Origin of the sequence: Massilia atriviolacea, assembly GCF_003953935.1 — a bacterium.
GTDB lineage: Bacteria > Pseudomonadota > Gammaproteobacteria > Burkholderiales > Burkholderiaceae_D > Telluria_A > Telluria_A atriviolacea.
Genome location: NZ_RXLQ01000007.1, coordinates 137,392 through 151,244, shown reverse-complemented (window position 1 = coordinate 151,244; position 13,853 = coordinate 137,392). Strand labels below are relative to the sequence as shown.

The 13,853-nt window shown below is 57.1% G+C and carries 16 protein-coding genes; 15 read left to right on the top strand and 1 reads right to left on the bottom strand.

What is annotated here, in order from left to right; translation table 11 throughout:
- The first annotated feature begins 33 nt into the window (after positions 1 to 33).
- The 7 genes from EJB06_RS14765 (at position 34) to EJB06_RS14735 (ending at position 9,211) form a co-directional block, all read left to right on the top strand.
- A complete protein-coding gene (locus EJB06_RS14765) occupies positions 34 to 2,190 on the top strand; it encodes a M3 family metallopeptidase (RefSeq protein WP_126074797.1) in 2,157 nt (718 codons plus the stop codon).
- A 121-nt stretch (positions 2,191 to 2,311) separates the two neighbouring features.
- A complete protein-coding gene (locus tag EJB06_RS14760; protein ID WP_126074796.1) occupies positions 2,312 to 3,349 on the top strand; it encodes a hypothetical protein in 1,038 nt (345 codons plus the stop codon).
- A 55-nt stretch (positions 3,350 to 3,404) separates the two neighbouring features.
- The gene (locus EJB06_RS14755) at positions 3,405 to 4,682 is read left to right on the top strand and encodes a tetratricopeptide repeat protein (RefSeq protein ID WP_164557923.1); all 1,278 of its coding nucleotides are present in this window, start codon (positions 3,405 to 3,407) and stop codon (positions 4,680 to 4,682) included.
- Positions 4,683 to 4,692: 10 nt separating this feature from the next.
- The gene (locus EJB06_RS14750) at positions 4,693 to 5,181 is read left to right on the top strand and encodes a hypothetical protein (RefSeq protein ID WP_126074794.1); all 489 of its coding nucleotides are present in this window, start codon (positions 4,693 to 4,695) and stop codon (positions 5,179 to 5,181) included.
- A 267-nt stretch (positions 5,182 to 5,448) separates the two neighbouring features.
- Positions 5,449 to 6,348, top strand: a complete 900-nt coding sequence (locus tag EJB06_RS14745) for a phosphoribosyltransferase-like protein (protein WP_126074793.1) — start codon at positions 5,449 to 5,451, stop codon at positions 6,346 to 6,348.
- A 5-nt stretch (positions 6,349 to 6,353) separates the two neighbouring features.
- The gene (locus EJB06_RS14740) at positions 6,354 to 8,306 is read left to right on the top strand and encodes an ORC-CDC6 family AAA ATPase (RefSeq protein ID WP_126074792.1); all 1,953 of its coding nucleotides are present in this window, start codon (positions 6,354 to 6,356) and stop codon (positions 8,304 to 8,306) included.
- Positions 8,306 to 9,211: a hypothetical protein gene (locus EJB06_RS14735; protein WP_126074791.1), complete on the top strand. Its 906-nt coding sequence runs from the start codon at positions 8,306 to 8,308 to the stop codon at positions 9,209 to 9,211. Before EJB06_RS14740 ends, EJB06_RS14735 begins: the two co-directional genes overlap by 1 nt.
- Positions 9,212 to 9,250: 39 nt before the next feature.
- Here the strand turns inward: EJB06_RS14735 and EJB06_RS14730 are convergent, their stop codons facing one another.
- Positions 9,251 to 10,462: an N-6 DNA methylase gene (locus tag EJB06_RS14730; protein WP_126074790.1), complete on the bottom strand. Its 1,212-nt coding sequence runs from the start codon at positions 10,460 to 10,462 to the stop codon at positions 9,251 to 9,253.
- A gap of 66 nt (positions 10,463 to 10,528) precedes the next feature.
- On the opposite strand from EJB06_RS14730, the gene EJB06_RS14725 reads away from it, so the two are divergent.
- The 8 genes from EJB06_RS14725 to EJB06_RS14690 all read left to right on the top strand — a co-directional run bounded on the left by EJB06_RS14725 (position 10,529) and on the right by EJB06_RS14690 (position 13,790).
- Entirely contained in the window at positions 10,529 to 10,894 is a 366-nt protein-coding gene (locus EJB06_RS14725; protein ID WP_164557922.1) for a helix-turn-helix domain-containing protein, read from the top strand.
- A complete protein-coding gene (locus tag EJB06_RS14720; protein ID WP_126074788.1) occupies positions 10,875 to 11,537 on the top strand; it encodes a dUTP diphosphatase in 663 nt (220 codons plus the stop codon). Before EJB06_RS14725 ends, EJB06_RS14720 begins: the two co-directional genes overlap by 20 nt.
- A 46-nt stretch (positions 11,538 to 11,583) precedes the next feature.
- Positions 11,584 to 11,862, top strand: coding sequence for a hypothetical protein (locus EJB06_RS14715; protein ID WP_126074787.1), 279 nt, complete (start codon positions 11,584 to 11,586; stop codon positions 11,860 to 11,862).
- Positions 11,850 to 12,224 (top strand): hypothetical protein, encoded by a 375-nt coding sequence (locus EJB06_RS14710; RefSeq protein WP_126074786.1) that lies wholly within the window; start codon positions 11,850 to 11,852, stop codon positions 12,222 to 12,224. Before EJB06_RS14715 ends, EJB06_RS14710 begins: the two co-directional genes overlap by 13 nt.
- Positions 12,221 to 12,646 (top strand): hypothetical protein, encoded by a 426-nt coding sequence (locus tag EJB06_RS14705; RefSeq protein ID WP_126074785.1) that lies wholly within the window; start codon positions 12,221 to 12,223, stop codon positions 12,644 to 12,646. Before EJB06_RS14710 ends, EJB06_RS14705 begins: the two co-directional genes overlap by 4 nt.
- Positions 12,647 to 12,711: 65 nt before the next feature.
- A complete protein-coding gene (locus tag EJB06_RS14700; RefSeq protein ID WP_126074784.1) occupies positions 12,712 to 13,095 on the top strand; it encodes a hypothetical protein in 384 nt (127 codons plus the stop codon).
- A gap of 100 nt (positions 13,096 to 13,195) precedes the next feature.
- Entirely contained in the window at positions 13,196 to 13,411 is a 216-nt protein-coding gene (locus EJB06_RS14695) for a VF530 family protein (RefSeq protein WP_126074783.1), read from the top strand.
- Between the two features lie 7 nt (positions 13,412 to 13,418).
- Complete coding sequence (locus EJB06_RS14690; protein ID WP_126074782.1) at positions 13,419 to 13,790, top strand: DUF4404 family protein; 372 nt, start codon at positions 13,419 to 13,421, stop codon at positions 13,788 to 13,790.
- The last annotated feature ends 63 nt before the right edge of the window (positions 13,791 to 13,853 follow it).

Sequence of the window (13,853 nt, the reverse complement as noted above, 5' to 3'; positions counted from 1 at the left end):
CGGGAACGACGGCTCACCTCGACAAAGAACACCATGACCCGTCCCCAACTCATGATCGTCGCGGCCAGCCTGGCCGTGGCTAACTTCGCTTTCGCCGCGCCCGCCGCCGCGCCGGGCGCCGCCGCGCCGGGCGCCGCCGCGCTCGACGCCGCCAACCCTTTCGCAAAAATCAGCACCCTGCCGTTCAACTATCCGGCCTTCGACAAGATCAGGAACGAGCACTTCGGCCCGGCCTTTGCCGAAGGCATGCGCCAGCACGCCGCCGACATCGACGCCATCGCCAACAACCGCAAAGCGGCGACCTTCGAGAACACCATCGTCGCCATGGAACGCTCGGGCAAGCTGCTCGCGCGCACCAGCGGCGCCTTCGGCATCTTCGCCGGCGGTAACACCAACGACACCATCAAGGGCCTGGAGCGCGAACTGGCGCCCAAGCTGGCCGCGCACCGCGACGCCATGCTGCTGAACCAGAAACTGTTCGACCGCATCGAAACCCTGTACGCCAAGCGCGCCAAGCTGGGCCTGGATGCCGAATCGGCCTTCCTGCTGGAACGCTACCGCAAGGACTTCGTGCGCGCCGGCGCCAAGCTCAGCGCCGCCGACAAGGACAAGCTCAAAGGCTACAACGCCGAACTGGCGACCCTGCAAACCACCTTCAGCCAGAACGTGCTGAGCGAAGCGAACGCCGCCGCGCTGGTGGTCGATACCCGCGCCGAACTGGCCGGCATGTCCGACGCCGCCATCGATGCCGCCGCCGTGGTGGCCAAGAAGCGCGGCCTGGACGGCAAGTTCGCCATCCCCGTCACCAACACCACCGGCCAGGCGCCGCTGGCGGTGCTGAGCAACCGCGCGGTGCGCGAACGCCTGCTGGCGGCCTCGCTGGCGCGCGGCAGCCGTGGCGGCGAGTTCGACAACACCGGCGTCGTCCTCAAGATCGCCAAGCTGCGCGCCGAACGCGCGGCCCTGCTCGGCTACCCCAACCACGCCGCCTACATGCTCGAAGACCAGACCGCGAAGGACACCGGCGCCGTCAACAAGCTGCTGGGCGAACTGGCCAAGCCGGCCGTGGCCAACGCGCGCAAGGAAGCGGCAGATATCCAGAACGTCATCGACGCCGAGAAGGGCGGCTTCCAGCTGGCCGCCCACGACTGGGCCTTCTACAGCGACAAGGTGCGCGCCGAGCGCTTCAATTTCGACCAGAGCCAGCTGCGCCCGTACTTCGAGCTGAACAACGTGCTGACCAACGGCGTGTTCTACGCCGCCGGCAAGGTCTACGGCCTCACCTTCAAGGAACGCAAGGACTTGCCGGTGTACGACCCCGACATGCGCGTGTTCGACGTGATCGACGCCAACGGCAAGCCGCTGGCGATCTTCGTGGCCGACTTCTACGCGCGCGGCAACAAGCGCGGCGGCGCCTGGGCGAATGCCTACGTGCCCCAGTCGCACCTGATGGGCACGCGCCCGGTGATCGGCAACCACCTGAACATTCCGAAGCCGGCCGCCGGCGAGCCGACCCTGCTCACCTACGACGAACTGCGCACCCTGTTCCACGAATTCGGCCACGCGCTGCACGGCATGTTCTCGGACGTGAAATACCCGCGCTTCGCCGGCACCGGCGTGCCGCGCGACTTCGTCGAGTTCCCGTCGCAGGTCAACGAAATGTGGGCGGTCTGGCCTGAAGTGCTGGGCAACTACGCCAAGCACTACAAGACCGGCGAAGCGATGCCGAAGGAATTGCTCGACAAGGTGATCGCCTCGAAACAGTTCAACGAAGGCTACCGCACCACCGAGTATCTGGCGTCCTCGATCCTGGACCAGCGCTGGCACCAGCTGAGCGCCGCGCACATCCCGACCGACGTCGTGGCCTTCGAAGCGGGGGCGCTGAAAGAGGCGGGCGTCGACTTCGCGCCGGTGCCGCCGCGCTACCGCACCACCTACTTCTCGCACGTGTTCTCGGGCGGCTACTCGGCCGGTTACTACGGTTACCTGTGGAGTGAAAAACTCGATGCCGATACCGTCGAATGGTTCAATGAAAACGGCGGCCTGTCGCGCAAGAACGGCGATCACTTCCGCAAGATGCTGCTCTCGAAAGGCGGCACGCTCGACGCCATGCAGATGTACCGCAACTTCCGCGGCCGCGATGCGAAGATCGAGCCGCTGCTGGAACGCCGCGGACTGAACGCCAAGTAAGCTGGCGTGACCCCCGACATGCCGTTCCCTGCGAACGGCATTTTTTTTCGTCCGGCGCCGTTGCCGGCCGCCGACTGCCATGCGCGATAATGGGCACGCCGATTTCCTCCATGGAGCCTGCTTGACCGATATCGCCATCCTTCCGACCCTGCTGCAAAACCGCCTCCGGGCCGCCTTGCATCCGGGCGAACGCCTGGTCTGGGTCGGCCGGCCGATCGCCGCCCGCTTCAAGGGAAGCGCCTACGGCTACCCGGCGCTGCCCGCTTCCACCGCGTACGCCATCACCGGCGCGCGCGTGATCCTGCTCGGCGGCGGCGACGACGCCGACAGCGTCCGCTCCTATTTGCCGGCGCAGTTGCAGCAGCTCGAACGCACGGAGCACGAGGGCGGCTGGGGCGACCTGATACTCGAGACCGCGTACCTGTCCGACGACGATGGCGGCTACACGGCCGAGCGCCACGGCTTGCTCGCCATCGCCGGCGTGCGCCGCGTGCACGGCCTGGTCGCCGCGCTGGCCAGCACCCTGCCGCTGGCGCCGCGCAGCGCGCATGCCGGCGTTCAAAAGGCGCTCCTGGCGCCCGCCACCGGCGCCTTGCCCGCCAGGCTGCGGCAGGCGCTGCAGGCCGAACTGGGGCCGGGCGAACGCCTGGTCTGGGCGGCGCAGCCGATTCCCGCCAGTTATCTGAAAAAAGGATTGCGCAAGTGGTTCTTCTTTATTCCATGGACGCTGTTTACCTTGTTCCTCATCGTCGTGGGAGCCCCGGCCGTGTGGAATGCGGGCTTGGGAGGATGGGATCGCTTGCTCGTGATTGGCGTGCCCGTGCTCTTCCTGTGGATCGGTCTCCACCACCTGGTCCAGCCATTCCGGATGCGCAGGGAGGCGCTCGGCGTGGTGCATGCGATTACCACCGCGCGCGCCCTGACCATCGACCTCAACGGCGCGCCGCTGGTCCGCACCTACGCGCCGGCGGGCCTGGTGCATGCCCGCTGCGCCGACGGCCCGGGCGGCAGCGGCGACCTGCGGCTGGAGGCCAGCGCCGGCCACGCCATCCCGATCGAGCGCCAGGTGCACCGCCATGGTTTCATGGGCATCGACAAGGTGCGCCATGTCGAAGGCCTGATCGGCCACCTGAAGCAGGCGCCGGCCACTGGAAATTAGCATAGGAACAATGCTTTATAATGTGGCACGTCCTTCATTCCGAAACGTTGCCCTTATGCTGACACCTCGCCTTCTCCCGCTCGCTTCCGTCCTGTTATGCGCCCTTGGCCTGGCGGCCTGTTCCACCGAACCGGTACGGACGCCCGAAGTCCAGCTGACCGAAGAGCCGGGCGAGGCCGGCCCGCGCTGCAGCGGCGCCGACTGCTGCAGCGACGCCGAAGCGCTCGAATTCGCGCCGCAGCGCCAGTATTGCAGCGCCCTGGCGCTCGACAACGAAGGCAAGGGCCCGGCCTCGTCCAGCGCCCTGAAAGAAGCCATCGCTGGCGCGCGCGCCGAAAAGATCCGCACCCACGACGCCTCAGGCGTGCTGTGCCACGCCTACGCGCTCGAGGCCCAGCGCGCCGGCGACCGCGGCGACGCCGCCGCCGCCCGCACCGGACTGGCGGCCGCCGTGCAAGCCTGCCGCGCCGGTTTCGGCAACGAATCCGACCAGGCTGCGCAAGCCTTGCTCGACAGCGCCGAACAACGCATGCAGATGAAGGAACTGGACAAGGTCCAGGCCGACATCGGCGCCGTGCTGGCGCAGGCGCGCAAGAACGCCAACGCCCAGATCGAGGCCGACGCCACCGATGCGCTGGGGCGCCTGATGGGCATCGGCGGCGACCTGGCCGGCGAGCGCCGCCTGCTGAACGAGGGCATGGAGATGCGGCGCAAGGCCTATGGCGAGAACAGCTACCAGGCCGGCATGAGTTATGTGAACCTGGGCGGCAGCTACATGCGCCAGAACGACAATCCGGCCGGGCGCGCGTGGTACGAGCGCGCCATCGCCGTGTACGGCGCCACGCTCGGCATGGCCGACCCGGTCACGCTCGAAGTGCGCGCCGCCCATGCGATGAGCTACAGCGCCGAGCGCAACCACAAGCGCGCCCAGGAACTGCTCGAAGCGATGCTGCCGCAAGCCGTGCAGGCTTACGGCGCGCAGTCCGAAGACACGGTCGCCATCCTCAACGACATCGGCAATATGCTGCAGCACCAGGGGCAGTCCCCGGCGGCCCTGCTGCGCTTCGAGGAAGTGCTGGCGATCCGGCGCGCGACCATGCCCAACAGCGTCAAGCACGGCCGCTCGGCCCTGCTGGCCGCCACGCTCAAGCGCAAGACCGGCGGCGGCTGCGGCGCCAGCACCGCGCTCGACGCCGAGGTGCGCCGCATCGCCGCCCAGCTGGAAGCGTCGGCCGCCAGGGACGAGGAGGCCAGATCGTATGTGCGCGACGCCCACGACTTTGTCCAGCAGTGCGCCCTGCCGGCGCCGCGCGGCGCGCGCAAGCACAAGTGAGCACACACAAGTGAGCACACACAAGGCCGCTGAGTTTGCCGAGCAATACACGCGCGCCGAGCGCGTGCGCCTGGCGCTGCTGATCCTGCCCGCCGGCGCCGCCTTTCTGCTGGCGGCCAGGTTCTGGTTCTTCCCCTGGCTGACGGCGTTCGCCGCGACGGCCGGGTGCCGCGAAATCGGCGGCGTGCCTGGCGTCACGCTGCTGTTTTACGGTTCGTTCGTCGGCTTGCCGCTGCTGGTGGCGCTGGTGTTCGGCGCGGTGCTCGGCCGGCCCGCTTACCAGACCCTGCGCAGCGGGCAATATCCTGCCGCCGGGACCAGGGTATTCCGGTCCATCCGCATCCGGCGCGGCATGGCCGCCAGGCTGATCGGCGCCGCCCACCTGCTGCTGGCGCTGGCCCCGCTGGTGCTGGCCGCGTGGGGCTGGTCGCAGGCCGGCGCGATGGTGGCCGCCGCCCAGCTCAAGCCAATCAAGTGCTCCATACCTGCGCCCAAATAATTAAATTGCGCTGCCATGTACCGACACTGAGCGTAGCTCAATAAATAACTTAGTATGTGGTTTATCGGTATTGATATGGACGACGCGAGTTCATTACGTGGGGATGGACGACGCTCAAAGCTGTAAATTCGCTTTAACCATTGTGGGTTTGTTCGCGTTAAATATGTTGAATACGTAACATGTTTTTTATATGTTTGGTAGTTTTAACGCATGACAATACGGTCCAGACCGGTGTAGACTGTGCTATCTAATTTCTTAAATCGAACGATGGCTAACCCACTCGCGGGCCCGATGATTCACTCTGATGATCTAAAACTGAAGCGGGCAATCCAACTTTTGTGTTCAACCGGCGTGCGCAGGTCGCTTACAATGGAGCGGGTAAAGACTTGGTTAAAACAGTTCGATGCAGGTCCCGAACAAACATTAGCACTGCTTATATTGCGCCATTTAATTTACCGGACTACCGATCAAATTCAATCGACGCTCACCCAGGCTCTTCGCAAAATGGCGTTGCACTTTGCACTAGATGATACTGATCGGGAGAACCTTAACTGGAGGGACATACTTGCAGGTAAGGCAAAACTGAGTTTTTACTTTGGTCCCCCAGCACATGATTTTACAAAACCGGGTAAAAGTGGGGAGCTAATAATTCGTTTACTTAAACAAATTTTTTCCGTAACTTCAAATCAAATTCAATATCCGGGAATGGTAACCGAACTGCCCCCTGACGAGCGCTATTTGATGATCGATGACGGTACTTTCACCGGCGATCAGTTCACTAAATTTGTTGGGACCTTCGCAGGAATGATGAAAACCCCTCATCAAACTGGGATTGTGGTTTCTATTGCACATGAGGCAGCATTGAAAAATTTGCGTCGAAACTATCCCGGAATTCCCGTTTTCTATGGCGAAAAAATGACTTATCAAGACGGATTGGTCGCGCTGTCTCAGCGGTGGATCGACAGCGGACGTTGGCCCTACGAAGAATCTTCGCCCCTTGATGTTTATCAAAGTGTGATCGAAAAAAAGGGACGGTTTAAAGTTAACCAACCGCTCGGATTTGGTGGCCTCGGGTTAATTGTCGCATATGAACATGGCGTCCCTGATGATTCATTGCAACTTCTTTGGGATAAATCTGATACTTGGTCTCCTCTTTTTGATAGGTAATCAGAATGAAGTTTATTGACTACGCAATCCTCGCTAAAACTCGAGCAGAGGAGCACGAGGCTGACGTATGGGGAAAATTTTTTATTCCTCCATATTTCAATAAGCTGGGATTGAAATCCGCGACGAGATCTACGTATATTGTTGGAAAACGTGGATGTGGTAAGACAATGCTGCTTAAATATATGGATTACCATACTGCATTTTCGCCACGTAGGAAGGAGATTCCAGATGATGAGCTGAAGCACATCGGAATTTATTGGCGAGTGGATACCCAATTCTGTAATTCATTAAAGTCCAGAGGATTTGATGATCAGCAATGGAAATCGGTCTTTGAAAGCTATTTTTCACTTGTTGTATCGGCGGAAATTATTCGCGCTACCCGGGCGATCTCAGAAAGCGCTTACGTTGGATTTACAAATCAAGATTTTCAAAATCTGGAATTTGGTTGTGCCGCTGATTTTCATCCCGATTTTCCTACAAAACCAATCGAATTAGAAAAATTCCTGGAGGGCCGTCGGCGTCTTTTTTCGACTTGGGTGTCCAATATGACATCAATGCCGCAGCCACTACTTCCTCCGGGTCGCGTATTTATCGATGCGCTAATCTCCGACTTAAAAAATATACTTGCACTAAGCGATATCGCTTTCTATATTTACGTAGACGAAGTCGAGAATCTGGTTCCCTACCAACGTCAGGTCTTAAATTCTTACCTCAAGCATAGTCAAAAACCCTTTATTGTTAGCTTCACATCCAAGGAACTTTCAGATGAAAGTGCCACTACGGGGCCGGAATCGGTAAATGCTACTCATGATTTCCGACTTGTTGCGCTCGATGAGCTAATGGATGAGCAGAGTCGAAACGTGTTTTTTGCGGAAGTTTATCTGGCGAATCTTGACATTGCGGCAGGTAATCAGCAAGGACATTTAGTCCAATCGCTGCTCTCTCCAGATGAGCTGTCATTGCGCCATACGGATTCCTATCGTGGAGAGACTTTACGCACTATTCGTGCTCGGTTCCCATCTAAGACTTCGAAACAGTTAGCAAAGGACGCGCTAGAGGAACCACGGATCTTGAGAATCCTCGAGGATAGAATCGACCGGGCTTTGGAGAAGAAAAAGACGAGCGTTAGTGCGGATATGTTTATGAAATATAAAGATATTCCCGACGCTCTTGTAATTGTACCTGCACTTCTTAACCGCTCGTCTCGTACTCCTGATCATGTACTTGAGGAGCTTGGAAAATATAGGCATAATGGTCGAGGCTATTTTGAGTCCACCTGGATACACAATAACCTGGTTGGGGCGTTGTTGGAGTTGTACCGTCCTTATCAAGCCGTATGTCCAATTTATAGCGGATTTGATACATTTTGCACAATGGCAAGTAACAATCTTCGTCATTTTCTGATTCTTGCTTACAAGGCTCTTGAGGTCACTGAACTTCTTGATCGCGATGTTGAGATTTTTGCTATTGATATTCAGGCTAGAGCAGCTTACGAAGCGGCCGAGAAGCTAATAGACGAAGTAAAGACGTTTGGAGTATATGGTGAACGTTTGCGTATGTTCGTTCTGCGGCTTGGAGGGGCATTCCGTGCTCTTCAGGCGCAGCCCGCAATGAGTGAGTCAGAACAAAATCAATTCACGATAAACTCTGGTGCTCGCTCTCCTTCCCAAGAAGAAATTCGCTTTATGCGAGAAGCAATGAAGTATGCAATTCTTATTGAGCAGCTTGAAACAAAAACAAAAGGCTTTATTGGCGGCGATATAATGGATTATCAACTTAATCCAATGTATGCTCCATATTTTCAGATAAGTTATCGCAGAAAAAGAAAAATTGAGATATCCGTGGAAGATTTTCATGTATTGGCTCTGGGTACTGAAGATGAATATCGTAATTTGTGTGCTCGATTGATAAAAGAGGTACCTGCTCCAATAACTACTCAGCAGATGGGGTTTTGGTAATGGCTAGTTCTGCTCATTTTTACTCCAGTCACCATGATAGCGTTGAAGAATTGGGGATGCGTCAAGATGCCGTTCTTTTCCATGGTATCCCAGTAGATCAGCGGGAAGAATTAGCAATAAAGATTGAGGGCGCGCCAGCACACGATAAAGTGTTGGTGAGCTATGACATTCAAAATATGGCACTAAGCGTCGATGGAGTGACTTCAAGCGCCGATGTATGTGCTGGTCTGCTGCAGAATTACATCGATGGCCGACAAATAGTGCTTGAAGCTACTACGCTCGGCTTTGCTGAATTGTTCTGCGTGATACGCGGCCTAATCGCGTTGGGCGTCCGGATTTTTCAAATTATTTATGTTGAGCCCAGAGACTACACGCAGCCTGTCGGAGGTGAATCATTTGCACTGTCAGAATTGATTTCTGGATACCATCCGATACCCCACGCAGTTGTTGATTTGTCAAGTGACGAAGTGGAGGCTGGGGTGTTCTTTCTTGGGTATGAGCCTGAGAGGATGGCGCGTGCCCTTAGCGAATATCAAATGATTGTGGAAAAAACCGTTAAGGTTGTTTTTGGGGTTCCTGCTTTTCAGGCCGGATGGGAGCTTAACGCGATCGTTCCACATCTTCCGATGCTGTCTGAGCAAAGCGGTTTTGATGTAGCCTATTGTTCGGCTAATGATCCTGGCTCCGCATTTGACTGCCTTCAGCGTACTCGTAACTCTTTATCGCGAGGTAGTAAAATGTTTATCGCGCCCATCGGGACTAAACCTTGTGGTATTGCGACTGCTGTGTTTGCTAGTCTCTTTCCAAATGAGGCGGGCATCCTATTTGATCATCCACGCAAGAAATCTAAACGATCTTCGGGCGTAAATGTATGGCACAGATACATTGTCAGGATTAATATATGATATCCTTAACTTAAATTTTCGACAGTTATTATTGTACTGCTATCTAACTGTTGATGGCAACGAGGCGAAGAGTAGGTCGCGCTGCGTAATGAATTTCGCGCACGCGCCACGAGCAAGGCTCAACTGCCATGCACTTCCTGCTTCTGAAGAAATAAACTCCCAAATTTTCCTGCGCTTCGCAACAGGTACGGAAATTCGGAAAATACAGTCGGAGATGTACTGACTTCCGCTAACTACGATTGCGGCACGTCCTAAGCAACGAGTCCCTACTCGCGGTATCAAAATGTCTCCCTCCCTAGCCGGAGCATCTATTTTATGATCATTTCGTTCGCTCATTCTGTCGAAACTGATCTCTGCGTTGGGATACTGTTGGAACGAAGTGGTGTGAAAGTGAGAGACGCCCTGATGTGATAGTGCCCGAGAAGAATGCCGCCCTCTAGCTATAGCGCCTCCGAGCTCTCCTAGTGAGTTTGGCCTTGCAACCTCGCTATGGGTTATCGGAGAAAATTCCTGAGCTAGTGCCCGACACGAAAATTGTCCAATCTTGTCTAGAGATCCTTGAGAGTCCGCAGCATAGACTGTAAATCTGTCAAGCGCATTCGCGTTCGACTTGGGGCGAAAAACCAGCACTGCGGTTTCGACTTCGGCATCTTGGTAAAGGGTGCGGGGTAGACTGATAATCTCTTGCAGGCCGAAGTGGCTGACCATCGCCTGGAGATTTGTGAACGATCGGGACATGCTGAAGGCCGAAATCGGAAGAATGAACGCCATTTCTCCGCTAGATTTTAACAACTTCATCGCATGGGCTAGGAAAACTAAGTCTAAGCGTTGATACTTTGTTTCCCTGTTAGCCCGCATCCTATAGCTGCTGAGTAGTTGATGAATAGAAGGATGGTTGTCGATATAGGTGAACGGCGGATTGCAGATGATCGTGTCCATCTTTCCGTACATTTTAGTAAACCATGGAGAAAAGGACGCAGCGGCTACATCTCGACGCACAAGAGTTATTCCCTCGCTTCGCATTGCGGCTTGGCTTCTCCGCGGCGTTGAGTAGTTTTCCACACCAACTATCCGCACCCCAGGAAATCGTTCTGCTAGGGCTAGCGAAAGCGCGCCCTTTCCGATCCCCAGGTCGGCCGCGATGGTAGGAGGCGTGCGCAACCGAGAACAGAGTAGCTGTGCAACCCAATCGGGTGTTGCAAACTGACCTACTGCCCTGTTACCCCGACCGCTATCAATGGACCATTGCATGATTATTTGTACGATGTTATTCTTGTGACGAATAGTATCTTAATGAAAATTTCTGTCAAGAACAGTATGAAACCTAAGGACATTGTGAAGATCGCCTTGCAGAATTCCGGCCTGTCTCAAGAGGATTTCGCCAAGCTCTTGGGCAAAAGCCAACCAATGTTATCGAAGTACATCTCTGGCCGCGCTATACCGCCCACGGATGTAATTATTCTCTGTATGAATAGATGCGGTTTTCAGCTCAGCCTCGAAATTTCGGCGTCTGCGCTAGCGGACCGCATTCGTACTGATTTTTCTGGTACTGCGTTCGCAGACGTTCGCGCAGCGATCAACCAAATTCTCGATTCAATTTCTGGCCCCAATGATACGATAACTTATCAATCATCTAGGCTAGAGCGAGCAAAAAAGGAACTATATGAAACCACTACAACTTGAACAGGCACGGCAATTGCTTGCCCTTCAATCTCAGATGAACTCTATTGTCAATACAGATTGGTTGAATGCCGGCTACCCTTTCTTGCGTGCCGTTGTGGTTGAGGTTGGCGAGGCGTTGGATCACTTAGGCTGGAAGTGGTGGAAGAAAGAATCTTCAGATTTGCAACAAGTAGTCGTTGAATTGATCGACATCCTTCACTTCATGTTGTCGCATGAATTGGTAGCAGCGAAGGGAGATTTGGAACGTGCAGCCGAGCACTTGGTGAGCATGTCACATCCTAGCTGTGATGCAGTAGAGTTTGATGGATCCCGATGGATGTTGTCCAGAAATGATCCTAGAAATTTGTTTGAATTGCTTGCTGGTTTGGCTGTATGTCGGCGGAACGAACTCCCCGTTCTTGAAGCATGCTTCGATGCGTTCGAAATGACGTGGGACCAAATACTTGTCCAGTATGTGTCGAAAAATGTCCTAAACATCTTCAGGCAAGATCACGGATACAAGACGGGCACATATATTAAGGAATGGTCAGGACAGGAAGACAACATCCATCTAGTTGACATTGTCGCAACTCTCGATGTTGCGAGCGCAAATTTTAGTACAGAACTATACAATGCGCTGTCCATGCGATATAGGCAACGTTGACATTCTGAATGGGCAAACAAACGTCGAGTTATCATAGCTCTCGGATATGAAGTTGCGCGCCGTGCTGTTCAGCGGCCTGGCCGGCATTCACGCGCTGGCGTCGTGGATCGGGGCCGGCGGCGGCACGCTGGGCCCGGCCATCGCTGCCACCATCTACGGCCCCTTGTTCCTGCTCGATGCGCTGGGCCTGCCGGTGTTCGGCAACGGCCCGTCCGGCGGCGGCTGGGCCGGGCCGTCGGAGCTGGGCTGGGCCTGCGTGCTGCTGCTGTGGGGCGCCTTCTGGTGGGGCGTGGCCACCTTGCTGGCGCGCGCGTGTCGTCGCTGATCGGCCATGCGGCCAGCGGCGGGGCCGTCGATGTCGCCCATGCGCCGACGGCCCCGCCGCGCGCGCGCCTGGCGCTGGCCGTGGCCGCCTGTTCCCATCCCGTGCCCGACTTGCTGGCCGGCGTGCATCTGGTCTCCCTGTTCTGGCCCTTGCCGCTGGCGCAGGCCGGATCGCCGTTCGGACTGCTTCCGGGTGCCGGCAAACTCAGCCTGACGAATAAGTTTATGTGGCGAAATCTGTTGATAGAATGTGCCTGTTGTTGCCGCTGTATGCCGTCGACGTCGCCTGCGCTGGCCTGGTCGATCCGGATTCACGGCTCAATGCCGTTCCAATCACGTTTGCTATTGCGAGGAGTCTTATGAGCACAGTGTTGTGGGCCAATTACCTGGTCGATGGCGTGGTCAGTTCCGATCAGTCCGACAAATATGCGCTGCACGAACATCTCGACCAGCTCGACGAGATCTGCCGCGACGCCGGCCTCGTGCCCTTGTCCGAGTGGTGCGATTCGACCGACCTGGCATTTAACATCGGCGACGAGGACGAGCTTCCCGACGGCTTCGAATCGACCGACGAACTGATGGCCGTCGACGGCGTGTGGACCGATGCCGGCGTTGCCCTTGATGCCCTCGAACAATTGCTTGCGACGATACAGGAAAAGAACATCGTTTTCGGCGAGGAAGACAATGCGCACGGCGAGATCGTGCAGGAACTCGAAGAGAGCATTGCCTACGCCCAGGAAGCGGCAGCGGCCGGCGGCAAGTTCAACTTCTCGATCGTGATGTAAGGTGGCCGGAACTACGGAGCCAGGCCAGCGGCGAATGGCCGTTTACCCGTTGAGGCGGGGCGCCGGTGAATGACAGCCTGCCATCCTCTGTCCTGGTGACCGGCTCGACCACCTGGGACAATCTCCCCAGCATGCGGCGCATCCTGGCGGCGCTGCCGGCGGGCAGCAGGATCGTGACCGGCGACACGCCGGGCGCCGACGCCTGCGCGGTCGCCATCGCCGCCGAGCTGGGCCTGGAGGTGACGCGCATGAAGAAGAACCGCGCCGATCAGCGCGCCTTTCCCGGCGAAGCGTGGCGCGGCCTGAACCAGCGCATGCTGGCCAGCGGCGTCGACCTGGTGCTGGCCTTCCACGCCGATTACGGCAAGCCCGGCTGCGCGCGCGGCACCGTCCACATGGTCGAGCACGCCCAAGCATGCGACACCGAGGTGCGCATTTTCCGCGAATAGGGACGCCGCTGCGGCATTCTGCGCATGGATATGGCCGCGATTTGGGTGTATAAGGACGGTATCGGCTTTCGCCCCACGCGCCATAGGATCCATTGCAGCAATGAGTGTTCACGACTTACACGGTATTACCTTAGAATCGCTGTTGACCAGGCTGGTCGCGCATTACGGCTGGGATGGACTCGGCAAGCGGATCGATATCAATTGCTTCATCAGCGATCCGAGCATCAAGTCGAGCCTGAAATTCCTGCGCAAGACGCCGTGGGCACGCACCAAGGTCGAAGAACTGTTTCTGGCGACAAAATTTACCGATGAATGAGGATGACATGTTGAACGACGACACAGCGAACCTGAAGTCGCACCTGAAAACCCTGCATGCCAACCTGGCGCAGACGGAACAGGTCGACGAAGAATTGCAAGGCTTGCTGCTCCAGCTCGACGGCGACATCCAGGCCCTGCTGGACAAGCGCGCCGCCGCCGCCCAGGCTGCCCTGAGCGATGAAGCGCTGGCCGAACAGGCCGCAGCGGCCGAACGGGACGACCCGGCCGCCGCCCTGCTGGCCGAACCGCCCGATACCACGACCTACGGCCTGGCCGAGCGCAGCCAGGAAATCACGGCCAAATTCGCGGCCGAACATCCGCGCCTGGAACCCGCCCTGCGCGAGCTGGGCCGCATGCTGTCGAACATGGGTATCTGAACCAGGGGGACCCAAGCGTCCCTCCGGCTGCCTCTTAATGTGGCACAAACGTCACAAGTTATT